The 17,407-nt window shown below is 66.1% G+C and carries 15 protein-coding genes; 5 read left to right on the top strand and 10 right to left on the bottom strand.

Going from position 1 to position 17,407, the window contains the following annotated elements; translation table 11 throughout:
- Window positions 1-4: 4 nt before the first annotated feature.
- Both ACSR1C_RS06130 and ACSR1C_RS06125 read right to left on the bottom strand, forming a co-directional pair.
- Complete coding sequence (locus ACSR1C_RS06130; RefSeq protein ID WP_460258453.1) at window positions 5-1,144, bottom strand: methionine adenosyltransferase domain-containing protein; 1,140 nt, start codon at window positions 1,142-1,144, stop codon at window positions 5-7.
- On the bottom strand, window positions 1,129-4,068 hold the full coding sequence (locus ACSR1C_RS06125) for a cation-translocating P-type ATPase (protein WP_460258452.1): 2,940 nt from the start codon (window positions 4,066-4,068) through the stop codon (window positions 1,129-1,131). Before ACSR1C_RS06125 ends, ACSR1C_RS06130 begins: the two co-directional genes overlap by 16 nt.
- A 170-nt stretch (window positions 4,069-4,238) precedes the next feature.
- Here ACSR1C_RS06125 and ACSR1C_RS06120 point away from each other — a divergent pair, with 170 nt between their 5' ends.
- Window positions 4,239-5,753 carry a bifunctional aminoglycoside phosphotransferase/ATP-binding protein gene (locus tag ACSR1C_RS06120; protein WP_460258451.1) on the top strand — a complete coding sequence of 505 codons (1,515 nt, stop codon included), beginning with the start codon at window positions 4,239-4,241 and terminating at the stop codon, window positions 5,751-5,753.
- Window positions 5,754-5,763: 10 nt separating this feature from the next.
- Here ACSR1C_RS06120 and ACSR1C_RS06115 read toward each other — a convergent pair whose 3' ends face one another.
- The 3 genes from ACSR1C_RS06115 to ACSR1C_RS06105 form a co-directional block, all read right to left on the bottom strand.
- Entirely contained in the window at window positions 5,764-6,351 is a 588-nt protein-coding gene (locus ACSR1C_RS06115; protein WP_460258450.1) for a L,D-transpeptidase, read from the bottom strand.
- A 119-nt stretch (window positions 6,352-6,470) separates the two neighbouring features.
- Window positions 6,471-7,604, bottom strand: coding sequence for a carboxylate-amine ligase (locus ACSR1C_RS06110; protein WP_460258449.1), 1,134 nt, complete (start codon window positions 7,602-7,604; stop codon window positions 6,471-6,473).
- 145 nt (window positions 7,605-7,749) lie between these two features.
- Entirely contained in the window at window positions 7,750-9,249 is a 1,500-nt protein-coding gene (locus ACSR1C_RS06105) for a CoA-acylating methylmalonate-semialdehyde dehydrogenase (RefSeq protein WP_460258448.1), read from the bottom strand.
- Window positions 9,250-9,351: 102 nt separating this feature from the next.
- On the opposite strand from ACSR1C_RS06105, the gene ACSR1C_RS06100 reads away from it, so the two are divergent.
- The 3 genes from ACSR1C_RS06100 (at window position 9,352) to coaD (ending at window position 11,314) form a co-directional block, all read left to right on the top strand.
- On the top strand, window positions 9,352-10,254 hold the full coding sequence (locus ACSR1C_RS06100; protein WP_460258578.1) for a LysR family transcriptional regulator: 903 nt from the start codon (window positions 9,352-9,354) through the stop codon (window positions 10,252-10,254).
- A gap of 56 nt (window positions 10,255-10,310) precedes the next feature.
- Window positions 10,311-10,745, top strand: coding sequence for a CBS domain-containing protein (locus tag ACSR1C_RS06095; protein ID WP_460258447.1), 435 nt, complete (start codon window positions 10,311-10,313; stop codon window positions 10,743-10,745).
- A 68-nt stretch (window positions 10,746-10,813) separates the two neighbouring features.
- Complete coding sequence (coaD, locus tag ACSR1C_RS06090) at window positions 10,814-11,314, top strand: pantetheine-phosphate adenylyltransferase (protein WP_460258446.1); 501 nt, start codon at window positions 10,814-10,816, stop codon at window positions 11,312-11,314.
- A 261-nt stretch (window positions 11,315-11,575) separates the two neighbouring features.
- Here the strand turns inward: coaD and gap (ACSR1C_RS06085) are convergent, their stop codons facing one another.
- The 4 genes from gap (ACSR1C_RS06085) to ACSR1C_RS06070 form a co-directional block, all read right to left on the bottom strand.
- Complete coding sequence (gene gap, locus ACSR1C_RS06085; RefSeq protein ID WP_460258445.1) at window positions 11,576-12,577, bottom strand: type I glyceraldehyde-3-phosphate dehydrogenase; 1,002 nt, start codon at window positions 12,575-12,577, stop codon at window positions 11,576-11,578.
- Window positions 12,578-12,655: 78 nt separating this feature from the next.
- Window positions 12,656-12,799: a hypothetical protein gene (locus ACSR1C_RS06080; protein WP_460258444.1), complete on the bottom strand. Its 144-nt coding sequence runs from the start codon at window positions 12,797-12,799 to the stop codon at window positions 12,656-12,658.
- A 36-nt stretch (window positions 12,800-12,835) separates the two neighbouring features.
- The gene (gap, locus tag ACSR1C_RS06075; RefSeq protein ID WP_460258443.1) at window positions 12,836-13,840 is read right to left on the bottom strand and encodes a type I glyceraldehyde-3-phosphate dehydrogenase; all 1,005 of its coding nucleotides are present in this window, start codon (window positions 13,838-13,840) and stop codon (window positions 12,836-12,838) included.
- Between the two features lie 158 nt (window positions 13,841-13,998).
- Complete coding sequence (locus ACSR1C_RS06070; protein WP_460258442.1) at window positions 13,999-14,550, bottom strand: HPF/RaiA family ribosome-associated protein; 552 nt, start codon at window positions 14,548-14,550, stop codon at window positions 13,999-14,001.
- Between the two features lie 174 nt (window positions 14,551-14,724).
- Between ACSR1C_RS06070 and ACSR1C_RS06065 the strand changes: the two genes are divergently transcribed.
- Window positions 14,725-15,147 carry a DUF2267 domain-containing protein gene (locus ACSR1C_RS06065; RefSeq protein ID WP_460258441.1) on the top strand — a complete coding sequence of 141 codons (423 nt, stop codon included), beginning with the start codon at window positions 14,725-14,727 and terminating at the stop codon, window positions 15,145-15,147.
- 51 nt (window positions 15,148-15,198) lie between these two features.
- Here ACSR1C_RS06065 and tkt read toward each other — a convergent pair whose 3' ends face one another.
- Window positions 15,199-17,214, bottom strand: coding sequence for a transketolase (tkt, locus tag ACSR1C_RS06060; RefSeq protein WP_460258440.1), 2,016 nt, complete (start codon window positions 17,212-17,214; stop codon window positions 15,199-15,201).
- Window positions 17,215-17,407: the final 193 nt, after the last annotated feature.

Genomic DNA, 17,407 nt, shown 5'->3' with positions numbered 1-17,407 from the left:
CGGTTCAGGCCAGCCGTTCGGCGATCGTCATATCCTCCCACGGGGGGGACAGCGCGTCGCGGCCCATATGGCCATAGGTCGCGAAATCGCGATAGAACCGGCCGCCGCGCGCGCCGGGCAGATCCCACAGCCGCATCCGTTCGGCAATCGCGCCGACACGGAAATCGAACAGCTCGCTCACCCGCCGCGAGATCCGTTCGTCGGAGACCGCGCCGCTGCCATAGGTGTCGACCTCGACGCTGACCGGGGCCTCGTCACCCACTACATAGGACAGTTGCAGCTCGCATTCGCGCGCCAGCCCGGCGGCGATCACCGCGCGGGCGGCCTGACGGGCGGCATAGCTGGCGATCCGGTCGATGCGCGACGGATCCTTGCCGCTGAGCGCGGGGCCGCTGCGCCGCACATAGCTGCCATAGGCGTCATCGGCCGATTTACGCCCGGTCAGCCCCGAATGGGCCGCGGGACCGCCCAGACCCAGCGACGGAAAGATCACAAGCCGCGTGTCGGGGCCGGTCTGCGGCCCGTGCCCTGTCAGGGCGGGGCGGATCGCCTCGGTCAGCAGGGCGGTGCGCATGGTGTGTTCGTCGGGCATCTCGGTCACGCCGAAGGTCAGCGCGATCGCTTCCAGCGCGACGGGCACCCGGTTGGCAAAGCGCACCGCGACCTGGGCCTGCGCGTCAGGCGACAGCCAAGGCAGCCGCCCCGCGCGCCGGGCCGCATCCAGCGCCGCGGTCAGCCGATGCGCCGCGAAGATCGGAAACGGCATCGCGGTTTCGGTCTGATCGCAGGCATAGCCGAAGGCGCTGACCATGTGCCGCGCGCGTCCAAGGATCAGCGCGTCGGCTAGCAGATCGGCGCTGTGCGACAGTTCCAGCATCACGCTGGGCACCTTGTCCTGATCGGCGCCGTCATAGCCCGCCTCGGCGATTACCCGGCGGGTGAGCGCGGCCAGATCGACAGGCGCCTCGGCCCCTGCGCGCACCGACAGAAAGGTGACGCCCGAGGCGATGGCGCATTCCGCCACCACGCCCGCCCGCAGCCCGGCCCCCAGATAGGCGTCCACCACCGCGTCGCTGATCTGATCGCACAGCTTGTCGGGGTGGCCTACGGTGACCGATTCCGATGTGATCACGAAGTTTCGCATGGCTTGCCCTCCACGACATCCAGTTCCAGACTGACCCCGCGCCGGGCCAGCACCAACGCCGCCGGCGCGGCGGCCGCCACCAGCGATACCGCAGCACTGCCGGGGTCCAGCGGCGCAATCCCCAGCAGCCGGCGCAGCGGCGGCACGAAGAACGGCAGCACCGCCATCCCGGCAGAACTGAGCAGTGCCGCGTCCAGCGCCCGGTTTTCCAGCAACTGCCCCGGCTTCAGCTTGCGCACATCGCTGCGCTGACAGGTCAGGGTATACAGCAATTGGCCCAATGACAGCGACAGATAGGTCATGCCGCGGGTCTGCGGGCCGGGCCCGTACCGCGCCAGCCCGGTGAAATGCGCGCCAAGGCTGGCCACGGCGATCGTTGCGCTGTCCATCGTCATCCGGCGGAAATCATGGGGTGGGACCACCGGCTCGCCGGCGGGGCGGGGCGGCCTTTCCATCGCGTCGGGGTCGGGATCGGCGAAGGCCAGCCCCAGGCCGGGCAGCACGTCGCTGACCAGATTGATCCACAGCAGCTCCATCGGGGTTTCCAGCTCGCCGGGGCCATGCGCGGCCTCGGCGATGCCCACGGCGATTTCCGACATGTTGGTGGTGATCAGGAATTCCAGCGCGCGCCGGATGTTGCGATAGACCGACCGGCCCTGCGCCATCGCGTCGATCAGGGTGGTCAGCTCGTCGTCGCGGATCACCACATTGGCCACGTCGCGGGCCAGATCGGTGCCGCTGGTGCCCATCGCGATGCCCACATCGGCGGCTTTCAGCGCGGGGCCGTCATTGACGCCATCGCCGGTCATGCCCACGACCGAGCCATCGGCCTGAAGCGCCTGTACGATCGCCAGTTTCTGATGCGCGCTGACGCGCGAGAACACATGCGCCTGTCGGGCCACCCTGCCCAGCAGCGCAGGGTCGAGGCTGGAAATTTCCGGCGCATCCATGATCCGCAGCGGGCCGCCATTCGACAGGTTCAGCTCCTGCGCGATGGCACCGGCGGTGGCGGCCTGATCGCCGGTGATCATGATCGTGCGCACCCCCGCGCGGTGCATCGCGGCGATGAAATCCTTCGCGCCGGGGCGCAGCGGGTCGATCATCGCCAGCAGCCCCAGCCATGTCAGCCCGGCCACGTCGTGATCGCGCGGCGCGGCATCGCCCGCGGCGAAGGCCAGAACCCGGGCCGGGCGCGCGGCCAACTGGTCATTAAGCGCAAGGATCCGCGCGCGGTCCTGCAGGCTCAGCGGTCGTGGCCCATCCGCGCCCCACAGATGGGTGCAGCGTTCCAGCACCGCCTCGGGCGCGCCCTTGATCGTGCAGCGCGGGCCGGTGCCATCATGCACCGTGACCATGAAGGGCCGCCCCGGTGTGCGTTCGATCAGGTGGGTCCGGGGCCGCGTCCGGCGCAGCGCCGCGATGTCCAGCCCGCTGGCGGCGGCATAGTTCAGCACCGCCTGTTCGGTGGCCGAGGATCCGGTGGCGCCGTCGGGGCCCGGCTCGGCCTCGCTGTTCAGGCCCGCGACCTGCAACAGCATTTCAAGCGCCGGGGGGGCGGGCGGATCGTCCAGCGCGGTGCCGGTCACGGCCTCGACCACCTCCAGCCGGTTGCGGGTCAGGGTGCCGGTCTTGTCCAGGCACAGCACCTGCAGCGCGCCCAGGCTTTCCACCGTGTCGATCCGGCGCACCAGGATGCCGCCACGCTCCATCCGGCGCAACCCGCGCGACATGGTGGTGGTCGCCACCACCGGCAGCCCCTCGGGCACCGCCGCCACCGCCAGCGCCAGCGCGTCCTTCAGGATCAGCGACAGCGCCGTGCCGCGCAGCCAGCCCACGCCGAAGAACACGCCGCAGGCGGCCAGCGACACCTTGACCAGCGCGCTGCCCAGCCGGTCGAGCTCCGCCTCGACCGGGGCCTGCGGGCGCGATGCGGTCTGGCTCAGCAGTGCGATCTGTGCCGCTGCCGTGTTGCGGCCGGTGGCCACCACGATGGCGCGCCCCCGGCCTTCGGCCACCAGCGTGCCGGCGTGCAGCATGGTGGGGCGGCTGCCGATCGGGGCGTCGGCGGCCACCTCGGCATCGGGGAATTTCGACACCGGCAGGGTTTCGCCGGTCAGCGCGGATTCGTCCAGTTTCAGCCGGTCGGCCGCGATCACCCGCGCATCGGCGGCGACCTGGGTGCCGGGCCGCGCCAGATAGATATCGCCGCGCACCACATCGGCGGCGGGCAGCGTCACCTCGCGCCCGCCACGCAGCACGGCCACGGGTTCGGTCGAGCGGTCCATCAGGCTGTGGATCGAGGCCTCGGCCTGGCCTTCGGTCACGAAGCCGAAAACCGCGTTCACCAGAACCACCGACAAGGTCGCCGCCGCATCGGCGATGCCGCCGGTGGCCAGCGACACCGCCGCCGATCCGGCCAACATCGCCACCGGCAGGCTTTCGAACTGTTCGGTGAACAGCGACAGCCGGCTTCGGGGCTTGTCCTGCGGCAGAAGGTTCCGGCCGTCGCGGCGCAACCGTTCGGCCGCGGCCTGGGCGCTCAGGCCCTGTTCGGGGTCGGTTTCCAGCTCTTGCACCACGCGGGTGCGGCTCAGGCTGTGCCAGGGCATGGCGTCGGCGGGGGCCACGACGATCTGCGGCGCGCGTGCGCGAACGGTGGCGTCGGCGGCGGGCGCCTTGGGCGGGGCCGCCAGAAGATCGCGCAGCGCGGCGATCACCGCCCCGGTGCCCTGGCTGCGATCGGTGTGCACGATCACGCTGCCGCTTTGGCGCACTTGTGCCGATAGGATCCACGGCAGCGCGGCCAACCCCGCCTCGATCCGCAGGGCCAGCGCCGCATCGCCGCGCAGCATGGCGCAACGCAGCCGCATCCGCCCTGAAGGCGCGCTGTGGGCAAGGGCGATCTGTTCTGTGCGGCCTGTCATCGGACCTGTGTCATCCCTGTCTTTGATCCAAACCATGGCAAAGCCGCGCGGTTTCGTCTTTGATCGTTATCAAGCGGTTCCGGTCTGCAGGCCGGGGCCGCCGCCAGTGTACCGGATGCAGCATCGCCACCGAACGCGGCGCGCATGTGACAGATGAAAAGGAGGCCGGAATGATTGCCGAAGACCAAAGCGCGACTATCGCCTTTCTGCGCGACCCGGCAACCCATGGCGTGCCCGGCCCGGTCGGGGTGATCGAGACGCATATTTCCATCGTGTTTCTGGCCGGTACGCGGGCCTACAAGCTGAAACGCGCGGTCAGGCTGCCCTATGCCGATTTCTCGACCCGCGCGATCCGCGCCGCCACCTGCGAAAAAGAGGTCGCGCTGAACGCGCCCACCGCGCCGGGGCTGTATCTGGGCGTGCGCCGGATCACCCGCGCGCCGGGCGGCGGGCTGACCTTCGATGGCGAGGGCGAGATGGTCGACGCGGTGGTGGAAATGGTGCGCTTTGGTCAGGATTGCCTGTTCGACCGGATGGCGCAGGCCGGCGGCCTGACCCCGGCGCTGATGACCGATCTGGCCGGGGGGATCGCTGATTTCCACGCGGCGGCCCCGGTGATTCATACGGGCGGCGGGGCGGCCAATATTGCCGGGGTGCTGGACATCAACCGCGCCGGTTTCGCCACCAGCCATGTCTTCCCCGAGGCCGAGGTGGACGCGTTCGACCGTGCCTTTCGCGCCGCGCTGGCCGGGCACGCCGCCCTGTTGGACGCGCGCGAGGCGGCGGGGATGGTCCGGCGCTGCCATGGTGATCTGCATCTGCGCAACATCTGCATGTTTCAGGGGCGCGCGCGGCTGTTCGATTGCATAGATTTCAACGATCAGATCGCCACCATAGACGTGCTGTATGATCTGGCCTTTCTGGCAATGGACCTGTGGCACCGGGGGCATCGGGATCTGGGCAGTCTGGTCGTCAATCGCTATTGCGACGCCACCGGCGAGGAAGGGGGCTATGCGCTGCTGCCCTTCTTCATGGCGGTGCGCGCGGCGGTGCGGGCGCATGTGACCGCGACCCTGTCCGAAAATCTGGCCGAGGGCGGGACAGAGGCCGCGGCGTCGGCCCGGCGCTATTTCGATCTGGCGCTGGCGCTGCTGCGCCCGCACCCGGCGCGGCTTGTGGTGATCGGCGGGTTCAGCGGCAGCGGCAAATCCACCGTGGCAGAGGCGCTGGCGCCCGACCTGGGCGCGCCGCCGGGCGCGCGGGTGCTGGAAAGCGACCGCACCCGCAAGGCGATGTTCGGGGTGCGGCCCGAGCATCGGCTGGGGCAGGACGCCTATGCGACGCCGGTGTCGGACAAGGTGTACGGCCTGATCGCGGACCGCGCCCGCGCCCTGCTGACGGCGGGCTGCTGCGTGGTGGCGGATGCGGTCTATGACCGGCCAGATCGGCGCGCGGCCATCGCGGCGGCGGCCAAGGCGGCCGGGGTGCCCTTTACCGGCATCTGGCTCAGCGCGGATGCGGATCTGCTGCGTGCCCGGATCGCGGCCCGACCGGCGGGGCCGTCGGATGCCACGCTGGCGGTGCTGGAGGCCCAGCTTGGGCGCGATATCGGGCCGATGGACTGGCGGCGGGTGGACACGCAGCGCCCGGTTGACGAAACCGTCGCTGCGATCCTGCCCGGATGACGGGGATGGTTCAGATCAGCCGCACCTGCGCGCCGACCGGCACCAGATCGAACAGTTCGGCGATCTTTTCATTGTAAAGACCGATACACCCCGAGGACGAGCGCCGCCCGATCTTGCGTGTGTCGTGGGTGCCGTGGATCAGATAGGCCGGCCATCCCAGATACAGCGCATGGGTACCCAGCGGGTTGCCGGGGCCAGGCGGCAGATGGTCGGGCAGCAGGGGGTCACGTTCGCGCATGCTGGCGGTGGGGGTCCAGCCGGGGCCGACCTTCTTGCGCACGACTTCGGTATAGCCGCGCTTGGTCAGTTCGTCGGTCATCGGCACCGAGGTGGGGTACAGCCGGTAATCGCTGCCATCCGCGCTCCAGAAATGCAGGGCGCGCGAAGTGGTGTCGGCCAGGATGGTGGCGACGCCCAGCGTTTCGAAATGGTCCTGCCAGTTCTGTGTGGCAAAGCTGGAAATGTTGTGGCGCGTGTAGTCGTCGGCGGGGATCTGCGGTTCGACGGTCTGGGCGCGCAGCAGGGCGGGGCTGGCCAGCGGAACAATCGCCGCAAGCCCGCCCAGAACGGCGCGCCGGGATGGTTTCACGGATGTCATTTGTCGCGTTTCCTGTCTGGTTAACTGCCTGATATCCCATGGGTGCCAGAGAGCGGTGCCAAGGTCCATGCCCGATGACATCGCAAAAGCTGAATACACGTATTTGTGTAGGCGCGCGGCTACAGCCCTTCGCAGAATTCGCCGATCAGCAGTTCTACGACCGATTTCAGGGCTGCGTCGCGATCCTGACCGGCGGCGCGGGCGGCGGCAAAAGCGGCGCGCTGGCGGTCGGCGCTGGTGCCCTGGGCCAGGATCGCGCGGGTGCCCTCGACCTCGGCCACACAGTTCAGCGCCTCGGCATCCTCGGCGACCAGCGCGATGATCTCGTCCAGCAGATCGGCCATCGGCTTGATCTGTTTGTCGCCCAGGTCGATCAGCCCGGCACTGATGCCATAGCGCTGCGCGCGCCAGCGGTTTTCCGCGATCAGAAACGGGTCATACAGCCGCCACTGCTTGTTGTCCTTCGCCAGCCGGTACAGCATCCGGGTCAGGCACTGGGTCAGCGCCGCCAGCGACAGGGCGTGTTCCAGCCGGGGCGAGACATCGCAAATCCGAAGCTCGATCGTCGGGAACCGGGCCGAGGGGCGCAGATCCCACCAGATTTTCGAGCTGTCCTCGATCAACTCCAGCGCGATCAGCGTCTCGACCATCTGGGCGTAGTCGTCCCAGCTTTGCGGGCGGGGCGGCAGCCCGGTGCGCGGCAGGTTGTCGAACACGGTCAGCCGATAGGAATTCAACCCGGTATCCATGCCCTGCCAATAGGGCGACGAGGTCGACAGCGCCAGAAGATGCGGCAGGAAATAGGTCAGTTGGTTCATCAGGTCGATGCGTGCGGCGCGGTCGTCGACGCCCACATGCACATGCATCCCGCACACCAGCATCCGCCGGGCGACGCCCGCCAGATCCTTGTTCAGGATGTTATAGCGCTCCTTGTCGGTATGGGGCTGATCCTTCCAGTCGGAAAACGGATGGCACGAGGCGGCAATGGGCGCGAGGCCGAACTCGGCCGCGATCCGGGCCACGGTGCGGCGCAGGCGTCGCAGGTCGTCGCGGGCCTCGGCCAGATTGCGGCATACCCTGGTGCCGATCTCGACCTGGCATTGCAGGAATTCGGGGCTGAACTGCCCTTTCAGCTCGGCCGTGCAGGCCGCCATCAGCCCCGGCGGGGCCATGGCCAGCGCGCCGGTGTCGAGATCGACCAGAAGATATTCCTCTTCGATCCCAAGGGTAAAGGCGGGGTCTGTGGTGGCCATGTCGCTGTGTCCCGGTTTTCGGGGCAGCAAAGCAGAGCATGACGGGGGCGGCAAGCCTTTCCGCAGGCTGCGCCACCGGTCCTGACGGCCCGCCACCACAAAGGGCGCGGGCTGTCAGCGATGATGAATCGGGCCGCCGGGGCCTTTAGTCCATCTGTTTGAAGTGGAACTCGCCGCCTTCCTTCAGGCCCGAGGGCCAGCGCGAGGTCACCGTCTTGGTCCGGGTGTAGAACTTGAACGCATCGGTGCCGTGTTGGTTCAGGTCGCCAAAGCCCGACTTTTTCCAGCCGCCGAAGGTGTGATAGGCCAGCGGCACCGGGATCGGCACGTTGATGCCGACCATGCCGACATTGATCCGGCTGGCGAAGTCGCGCGCGGCGTCGCCGTCACGGGTGAAGATTGCGGTGCCGTTGCCATATTCGTGGTCCATGGCATAGCCGATCGCTTCTTCATAGGTTTCGGCGCGCACCTGGCACAGGACCGGGCCGAAGATCTCTTTCTTGTAGATGTCCATGTCGGTGGTGACATGGTCAAACAGATGCGGCCCGACAAAGAAGCCGTCCTCATAGCCCTGCAGGTTGAAGTTGCGGCCGTCGACCACCAGCTCGGCGCCCTGATCCACACCGCTTTCGACCAGACGCAGGATGTTTTCCTTGGCGGCAGCGGTCACGACCGGGCCGTAATCCACATCCGTGCCGGCGGTATAGGGGCCGACCTTCAGCTTCTCGATCCGCGGGACCAGCTTTTCGATCAGCTTGTCGGCGGCTTCCTTGCCCACCGGCACCGCGACCGAGATGGCCATGCAGCGTTCGCCCGCCGCACCGAAGCCGGCACCAACCAGCGCATCGGCGGCCTGATCCATGTCGGCATCGGGCATGATGATCATGTGGTTCTTGGCGCCACCGAAACACTGCACCCGCTTGCCGTTGGCGCAGCCGCGCGAATAGATGTACTGCGCAATCGGGGTCGAGCCGACAAAGCCCACGGCCTGAACCGTCTCGTTGTCGAGGATCGCGTCCACCGCGCCCTTGTCGCCGTTGACGACCTGCAGGATGCCGGCGGGCAGGCCGGCCTCGGTCGCCAGTTCGGCCAGCATCAGCGGAACCGAGGGGTCACGCTCGGACGGTTTCAGGATGAAGGCGTTGCCGCAGGCCAGCGCCGGGCCCATTTTCCACAGCGGGATCATGGCCGGGAAGTTGAAGGGCGTGATGCCCGATACGACGCCCAGCGGCTGGCGCATCGAATACATGTCGATGCCGGGGCCGGCGCTGTCGGTGAATTCACCCTTCAGCAGATGCGGCGCGCCGATGCAGAATTCGATCACCTCAAGCCCGCGCTGCACATCGCCCTTGGCGTCGGGGATGGTCTTGCCGTGCTCGCGGCTCAGCGCCTCGGCCAGCTTTTCCATATCGCGGTTGATCAGGCGGACGAATTCCATCATCACCCGGCCGCGTTTCTGGGGGTTGGTGGCGCCCCATTTGGGCTGTGCTGCGGCGGCATCGGCCACGGCGGCGTCCAGTTCCTCTTTCGAGGCCAGCGGCACCCGTGCCTGCACTTCGCCCGTGGCGGGGTTGAAGACGTCGGCAAAGCGGCCGGATGTGCCTTTGACCCGCTGACCGTTGATGAAATGGCTCAGCTCTTCCATGGAATCCTCCCGTGGTTACATTCGCGCTGACAATAGTCTTGCAAAAATACCATGAAAAGGGGCAGTTATCCAAAAGGGTTTTGCGAAATGCGAGGTATGGCGATGGAGCCGAACTGGGATGACATGCGGGTGTTTCTGGCCGTGGCGCGGGCCGAAAGCCTGTCGGGCGCGGGCAAGGCGCTGAAACTGGACCCGGCCACGGTGGGCCGCCGCATCCAGCGGCTGGAAGAGGGGCTGGGCGTCACCCTGTTCGCGAAGTCGCCGCAAGGCTATGCCCTGAGTGCCGAGGGCGAGCGGATGCTGGCGCGTGCCGAACAGGCCGAACAGGCGATCACCCTGGCCACGGACGAGATGCGCGGCCAGCCCGGCCAGTTGACCGGCACGATCCGGCTGGGCGCGCCGGATGGCTGCGCGAACTATGTGCTGCCGCAGGTCTGCGCCCGGATCTGCGACCGCCACCCCGGCCTGCAGGTGCACCTGGTCGCGCTGCCGCGGGTGGTGAACCTGTCGCGGCGCGAGGCCGACATGGCGATCACCGTCAGCCCGCCCGATACCGGCCGCCTGACCGTGCAGAAGCTGACCGATTACCGGCTGCACCTGGCCGCGTCGCGCCGCTATCTCAAACGCCACGGTCCGATCGACAGCCTGGACGAGCTGCACAAGCACCGGATGGTCAGCTATATCCCCGACATGATCTTCGACAAGGAACTGGACTATCTGTCGGCCACCGGGGCCGAGCAGGCCGACCTTGCGTCGAATTCGGTGGCGGTGCAGTTGAACTTCATCCGCCAGGGCGCCGGGGTGGGGATCGTGCATGACTTCGCGCTGCCGGCGGCGCGCAATGTGCAGATCGTGCTGCCCGAGGCGCTGTCGCTGACCCGGGCGTTTTACCTGGTGCGCCACGCCGACGACCGCAAGGTCGAGCGCCTGACCCGCTTCGCCGAAGAACTGGCCGAAGGCGTGCGCCACGAGGTCGCGCGGCTGGAAGGCTTGACTGAGGCTTGACAGAGTGTCGCAGTTGGAGCGACGCTTGTACCCCTGAAGAGGGAGGTCGTTCAGTCATGCAAGTCCATCAGATTCTCAGGTCGAAGCCAGAGGGCCCGGTCATCACCATCGCGCCGGGGGCATCCCTGTCCGAGGCGGCGACGCTTCTGTCGGCGCGGCGCATCGGTTCACTGGTCGTGTCGTCCGACGGCGTCCATGTGGCCGGAATCCTGTCGGAACGCGATATCGTGCGCGAACTGGGCCGCCGGGGACCGACCTGCATGACCGACACGGTCGATGCGGTCATGACCCGCACGATCATCAGCTGTTCGGCGACCGACGATACCAATGATGTGCTGGTAAAGATGACCAACGGGCGCTTCCGGCACATGCCGGTGCTGGACGGTGAAAAGATGATCGGCCTGATCTCGATCGGTGATGTGGTCAAGGCGCGGCTGGCCGAACTGTCGATGGAAAAAGATGCGCTTGAAGGCATGATCATGGGCTTCTAGGCAAATCTGCCCCTTGCAATGGTGCGCGCAATATCGTTGCGTGCCGGAAACGAAAATGGGGGACAGAGATGCGCATTGGCCTTTACCCAGGCACGTTCGACCCGGTGACGCTGGGCCATATCGATATTATCCAGCGCGCCTCGACGCTGGTGGACCGGCTGGTGATCGGCGTGGCGATCAACCGCGACAAGGGCCCGCTGTTTTCGCTGGAGGAACGGGTGGGGATGGTCGAGGCGGAATGCGCCAAACTGACCGTTCCCGGCGGCCCGGAATTCGTGGTGCACCCGTTCGAGAACCTGCTGATCGACTGCGCCCATGATGTGAACGCCTCGATGATCATCCGCGGCCTGCGTGCGGTGGCGGATTTCGAATATGAATTTCAGATGGTCGGCATGAACCGGGTTCTGGACGCCAGCGTTGAAACGGTATTCCTGATGGCCGACGCGCGGCGTCAGGCAATCGCTTCGAAACTAGTGAAGGAAATCGCGCGGCTGGGCGGCGATGTCTCGAAATTCGTGCCTCCGGCGGTGAACCACGCGCTGCTGGCAAAGCTGGGCCGTGCGGCTTAGGGCACCGAAGCCGGTTCGCGTCGACAAACAGCGCGCCTTTGGCGCAAGAGATCCGTTTATTTGGGGCTCTGCCCCAAGCCCCGGGATATTTGCACCAAAGCAATTGGCGATGGTGTCCGCCCCGTCTTGCTTTGGGCGAAATATCCCCGCCGGAGGCATACCGGCCCGCAGGGCCGTAAAACAAAATCTTGCGCCACAGGCGCGCCGTTCGGTCAGGCCGGAGTAAAGCCGCCCCGATGGGCGGCTTTGTCTTTTGGTGTTTTACAGAAGCTTGCCCATCGCGACGGCGGTATCTGCCATACGGTTGGAGAAGCCCCATTCATTGTCGTACCAGGTCAGGATGCGGACCATGTTGCCGCCCATGACCTTGGTCTGGTCCATGTGGAAGATCGAGCTGTGCGCGTCGTGGTTGAAGTCGATCGAGACGTTGGACATCTCTGTATAGCCCAGCACGCCGGCCATCGGCCCGTCGGCGGCGGCCTTGATGGCGGCGTTGACCTCGTCCACCGTGGTTTCGCGCGCGGCTTCGAACACCAGATCGACCACCGACACGTTCGGCGTCGGCACCCGGATCGCCACGCCGTCAAGCTTGCCGTTCAGTTCGGGCAGAACCAGGCCCACCGCCTTGGCGGCGCCGGTCGAGGTCGGGATCATGCTCATCGCCGCGGCGCGGGCGCGGTACAGGTCCTTGTGCATCGTGTCCAGCGTCGGCTGGTCGCCGGTATAGCTGTGGATCGTGGTCATGAAGCCGCGGGTGATGCCGATCGTGTCGTTCAGCACCTTGGCGACGGGGCTCAGGCAGTTGGTGGTGCACGACGCGTTGGAGACCACCAGATCCTCGGCCGTCAGCACGTCGTCATTGACGCCGAAGACGATGGTCTTGTCGGCGCCGGCGCCGGGGGCCGAGATCAGCACGCGGCTGGCGCCGTTTTCCAGGTGGATGGCGGCCTTGTCGCGGGCGGTGAAGATGCCGGTGCATTCCAGCGCGATGTCCACATCGGCCCAGGGCAGTTCCCTGGGATCGCGGATTGCGGTCACCTTGATCGGGCCGCGGCCCACATCGATGGTGTCGCCGTCAACGGTCACGGTGGCGGGAAAGCGGCCATGCACGCTGTCGAAGCGCAGCAGATGGGCGTTGGTTTCCACCGGGCCCAGATCGTTGATCGCCACCACTTCGATATCTGTACGTCCCGATTCCACGATTGACCGCAGAACATTACGCCCGATCCGCCCGAACCCGTTGATTGCTACTTTCACTGTCATGGCCGACTCCCCTGAGATATATGCGCGCTCGCTGCAGCCTTCGGCTTTTTGCGCGCGAGGTCAACCGGGAAGGGCGGCCTATCGCCAGAAGGCGATATATTCGGTCAGGTCGGAAAATTTTCTGGCCAGAAACAGGCTGCCCTGCATGCCGTTATAAAAGCGGTCGAAAATCAGCGCGGCAAGGATGAAGATCGCCAGCACGATCGCCAGTCGGTTTGTCATGGCAGGGCCGGGGGCGCGGATACGCCCCGCTCTCCGTTAGTGCAAAAGCCGCCCCATGGTTGCCGCGACATCGGCCATCCGGCAGGAGAAGCCCCATTCGTTGTCATACCAGGCCAGCACGCGAACGGTACGGCCGCCGACCACTTTGGTCTGGTCCGGGGCGAAGATAGACGAATGCGTCGTGTGATTGAAGTCGATCGAGACCTTGGGTTCGGGATCATAGCCCAGCACCGCGCCCATGTGGCCGCTGGCGGCCTCGCGCACGACCTCGTTCACATCCTCGACGGTAACGGTCCTGCATGCTTCGAAGGTCAGATCCACGGCCGAGACATTGGGCGTGGGTACCCGCAGGGCGGTGCCGTCGAGCCGGCCCTTGAGTTCCGGCAGCACCTCGCCGATGGCCTTGGCGGCGCCGGTCGAGGTCGGGATCATCGCCAGCGCCGCGGCGCGGGCGCGGTACAGGTCCTTGTGGCGGCGGTCCAGCGTCGGCTGATCGCCGGTATAGGAATGGATCGTGGTCATGATGCCGCGCTCGATGCCGATCGCGTCGTTCAGAACCTTGGCCAGCGGCGCCAGGCAGTTGGTGGTGCATGAGCCGTTGGAAACGACGTGATCCTCGGCCCCGAGACTGCGGTGGTTTACGCCGTAAACGATGGTCTTGTCGGCATGTTTGGCCGGGGCCGAGATCAGCACCCGCCTGGCGCCGTGTTCCATATGGATGGCGGCACGGTCGCGGTTGTTGAAGTTGCCGGTGCATTCCAGTACGACGTCGCAGCCGGACCAGTCCAGTTCGGTCGGGTTATAGGTCGAGAATACCTGCATCGGGCCACGGCCCAGATCCATCGTGTTGCCGTCGATCTTGACCTCGCCGCCGAACCGGCCGTGTACGCTGTCGTATTTCAGCAGATGGGCGTTGGTTTCGATCGGGCCGGTGGCGTTGATCTTGACCACCTGCACGTCGTTGCGGGCGGTCTCTGCGATATGGGCCAGGGTACAGCGTCCGATACGGCCGAAGCCGTTGATGCCAAGGGTAATCGTCATGTGCGCGTTCCGTTCTGAAGGCAGGTGCGTTCCGAGGGATTTCCGCAGCGTATACCGATGTATACCCTTCGGGAAAACCCGAAAAATGACGAACTCCCAGCCCGTTAGTGCAAAAAGTCGCTGTTAGCGCCAACGGGTTCCGGGGTTATGTGCAGTCCTCAGCCGCGCAGGGAGACATTGACCGCGAACGGACCCTTTTCACCATCCATCAGGCTGAATTCCAGATCGGTTTCCAGATCGAGCCGGTCCCAGTCGGTGCCCACGACGCTGTCGCGCTGGAAATAGACCTCGCCCCGGCCTTCGACCTGAATGAAGCCATAGCCTTCGTCAGGCCACAGGCGCACGACCGGGCCGTGCAGTTTTTCGGGATGCGCCTTCACATGCTGCCCGCCGGTCTTGCGGACATGATCCTCAAGCTGCCTGCGCGCGGCGTCGAAACTGTCGTGGATGGCGACCTTCACATCCTCATGGCCATGGATATTGCCGGGCTTGCGGTTGACGATAACGGTGCCGCCGGGCACCTCCATTTCGACCGCGACCTCATATAGATGGCCTTTGTGGCCGTGCCGGTGCGGCAGTTCGATCGTCACTCGGCACGAGGTGATGCGGTGGTGAAACTGTTCGAGCTTTTCGACCTTTTCCCGGATCAGCGCCGTCAGCGCCGGGGAGGCATCAAGCCCGCGAAAGGTGACTTGGGGTTCGGTTTGCATGGCTGCGTCCTCCGTCATTGCCACGAGAAGGCAGTGTCGCGCCAATCGGGTCGCGCAACCATGATCTGCGTCAGAAAGTGCGACCGAAGATGATGCAGGTCATGGCGCATGGCGGTTTTTCGCCGTGCAATGGCGCGGCAGGCCCGCAGCGGGCCATTATACCGGGAGGGTGACATGAGCGCACTTGGTCTGAAGATTATCGACGACGCGGTGCAGGCCGCGAATGCTTGGGTGAACGAGGTCGACGACCGCACGGGTTGGGGGCACAAGCAGCGCAGCTATCGGCTGTTGCGGGCGGTGTTGCATGTGATCCGCGATCACCTGAACCCTGACGAGGCGGCACAACTGGCGGCACAGATGCCGGTGCTGATCCGGGGGATCTATTACGAAGGCTGGAATCCGTCGAAGACGCCGGTGATCGAACGCAGCCGCGCGGGGTTCATCGACCGGGTGCAGGCAGAGTTCGAGACCGATCCGATGGGTGACGCGCCAGAGGCGATCGCGGCGGTGATGGCGATGCTGGACGGGCGCATTTCGGATGGCGAGATGGAGGATGTGCGCGGCACCTTCACGAAACAGATCCGCACGCTGTTCTGACATGGCAGTGTGACGGCGGCCGCACCGGAAGGCACGGCCGCCACCAAAGGGTTACAGCAGCGATTTGACCTTTTCGGCCACCGCTTCGGCGGTGATGCCGAATTTCTGGTACAGTTCGCCCGCCGGGGCCGAGGCGCCGAAGCCGTCCATCCCGACAAAGCCCGCCTTGCTTTCGCGGCCGCGTTCCCCCAGCAACCACTGATCCCAGCCGAACCGCACCGCCGCCTCGACCGCGACGCGCACCGGCCCGCCGGGCAGGACGCGCTTGCGATAGGCGTCGTCTTGCTGCGCGAACAGCTCCCAGCAGGGCATGGACACGACACGGGTGCCGATCCCCTCGGCCTGCAGCAGGTCACGGGCTTTCAGCGCGATCTCGACCTCGGATCCGGTGGCCATCAGGATCGCCTGGCGCTTGCCCTCTGCATCGGCCAGAACATAGGCGCCTTGGGCCACCATGTTCTTGGTCTTGTGCTCGGTGCGCACGGTCGGCAGGTTCTGGCGCGACAGGGCCAGAACCGACGGCGTATTTTGCGCGGTCAACGCGATTTCCCACGCTTCGGCGGTTTCCACGGTGTCGGCGGGGCGGAACACGTTGATATTCGGCGTGGCACGCAGCATGGCGACATGCTCCACCGGCTGGTGGGTGGGGCCGTCCTCGCCCAACCCGATGCTGTCATGGGTCATGACATAGGTCACCGGAATGCCCATCAGTGCCGACAGACGGATCGCACCGCGCGCGTAATCGGTGAAGCACAGGAAGGTGCCGCCATAGGGCCGGATGCCGCCATGCAAGGCCATGCCGTTCATCGCCGCGGCCATGCCGTGTTCGCGGATGCCGTAATAGACGTAGCGCCCGGCGCGGTTTTCAGGGTCGAACACGCCCATATCGCCGGTCTTGGTGTTGTTCGATCCGGTCAGATCGGCCGAACCGCCCACGGTTTCGGTCATGATCGGGTTGATCACCTCCAGCACCATTTCGCTGGATTTGCGGGTGGCGACCTTCGGCGCCTCGTCGCTGATCTGCTTTTTCAGCGCCTTGATCGTGGCCGACAGCTTTTTCGGGGCCTCGCCGGCATAGGCGCGGGCGAATTCGGCCTGCTTGCTTTGGGGCAGGGTGGCCAGGCGAGCCTCCCACGCGGCGCGGTCGGCGGCGCCGCGGCTGCCGATGGCGGCCCACGCCGCTTTCAGATCGGCGGGGATGTCGAAGGGCGCATGGGTCCAGCCATAGGCGGCCTTGGTGTCGGCCACCACCGTGGCGTCGGTCAGCGCGCCGTGGCCCTTGGACGTGTCCTGCGCGGCAGAGCCCAGGGCGATATGCGTCTTGCAGGCGATCAGCGTCGGCGTCTTCGAATTCTTCGCTGCGGTCAGCACCCGGTCAATGTCTTCGGGGTCGTGCCCGTCGCATTCATAGACGGACCAGCCCGAAGCCTCGAACCGCTTCAGCTGATCGGTCTTGTCGGACAGGGCGACCGTGCCGTCGATGGTGATGCCGTTGTCGTCCCACAGCACGATCAGCTTGTTCAGCTCATGCTTGCCGGCAAGGCCGATCGCTTCCTGGCTGACGCCTTCCATCAGGCAGCCGTCGCCGGCGATGACATAGGTGTGGTGATCCACGACCTTCTTGCCATACTGCGCGCGCTGGATTTCCTCGGCCATGGCAAAGCCCACCGCGTTGGCGATACCCTGACCCAGCGGGCCGGTCGTGGTCTCGACGCCGGTGGCGTGACCGTATTCGGGGTGGCCGGCGGTGATCGCGCCCCACTGGCGGAAGTTCTTGATCTGCTCCAGCGTCATGTCCTCATAGCCGGTGAGGTGCAGCAGCGCGTAGAGCAGCATCGAGCCGTGGCCGGCCGACAGGATGAACCGGTCGCGGTCGGGCCAGTTGGGGGCCGAGGCGTCGAATTTCAGATGCTTCTCGAACAGTACGGTGGCGACATCGGCCATGCCCATCGGCATTCCCGAATGGCCGGAATTGGCGGCCTGGATCGCGTCCAGCGCCAGGGTGCGGATCGCGCAGGCCTTGGCCCAATGGTCGGGATGGGCTTTGGCAAGGGCTTGGATGTCCACGGTCGGTGTCCTTCCTGTTAAGGCTTTGTTGCCGGGCGTCATAGGCAGGGCTGGGCACAAGATCAAGCGTTGGCGGTAACATGCTGACGGGAAAGGGGGCGCAATTCGCCATGGCTTTGGGTAAGATCGGTGAACGGAAAACCCGCGCCGATTCGTGTGACAGTCCCAAGACGCGCCGGAGCGGGAGAAAATC

The organism is Actibacterium sp. D185-2 (assembly GCF_054954595.1).
Note: the sequence above shows the minus strand (reverse complement) of the source record. Positions and strands in the feature narration are given on the sequence as shown.

Bases quoted from the DNA above. Each gene is read 5' to 3' on its own strand.
- ACSR1C_RS06115 (WP_460258450.1), bottom strand. From the start codon at position 6,351: ATGACATCCGTGAAACCATCCCGGCGCGCCGTTCTGGGCGGGCTTGCG.
- ACSR1C_RS06095 (WP_460258447.1), top strand. From the start codon at position 10,311: ATGCAAGTCCATCAGATTCTCAGGTCGAAGCCAGAGGGCCCGGTCATC.
- ACSR1C_RS06110 (WP_460258449.1), bottom strand. From the start codon at position 7,604: ATGGCCACCACAGACCCCGCCTTTACCCTTGGGATCGAAGAGGAATAT.
- ACSR1C_RS06080 (WP_460258444.1), bottom strand. From the start codon at position 12,799: ATGACAAACCGACTGGCGATCGTGCTGGCGATCTTCATCCTTGCCGCG.
- ACSR1C_RS06125 (WP_460258452.1), bottom strand. From the start codon at position 4,068: ATGACAGGCCGCACAGAACAGATCGCCCTTGCCCACAGCGCGCCTTCA.
- coaD (WP_460258446.1), top strand. From the start codon at position 10,814: ATGCGCATTGGCCTTTACCCAGGCACGTTCGACCCGGTGACGCTGGGC.
- ACSR1C_RS06105 (WP_460258448.1), bottom strand. From the start codon at position 9,249: ATGGAAGAGCTGAGCCATTTCATCAACGGTCAGCGGGTCAAAGGCACA.
- ACSR1C_RS06120 (WP_460258451.1), top strand. From the start codon at position 4,239: ATGATTGCCGAAGACCAAAGCGCGACTATCGCCTTTCTGCGCGACCCG.
- ACSR1C_RS06070 (WP_460258442.1), bottom strand. From the start codon at position 14,550: ATGCAAACCGAACCCCAAGTCACCTTTCGCGGGCTTGATGCCTCCCCG.
- gap (WP_460258443.1), bottom strand. From the start codon at position 13,840: ATGACGATTACCCTTGGCATCAACGGCTTCGGCCGTATCGGACGCTGT.
- gap (WP_460258445.1), bottom strand. From the start codon at position 12,577: ATGACAGTGAAAGTAGCAATCAACGGGTTCGGGCGGATCGGGCGTAAT.
- ACSR1C_RS06065 (WP_460258441.1), top strand. From the start codon at position 14,725: ATGAGCGCACTTGGTCTGAAGATTATCGACGACGCGGTGCAGGCCGCG.
- ACSR1C_RS06100 (WP_460258578.1), top strand. From the start codon at position 9,352: ATGGAGCCGAACTGGGATGACATGCGGGTGTTTCTGGCCGTGGCGCGG.
- ACSR1C_RS06130 (WP_460258453.1), bottom strand. From the start codon at position 1,144: ATGCGAAACTTCGTGATCACATCGGAATCGGTCACCGTAGGCCACCCC.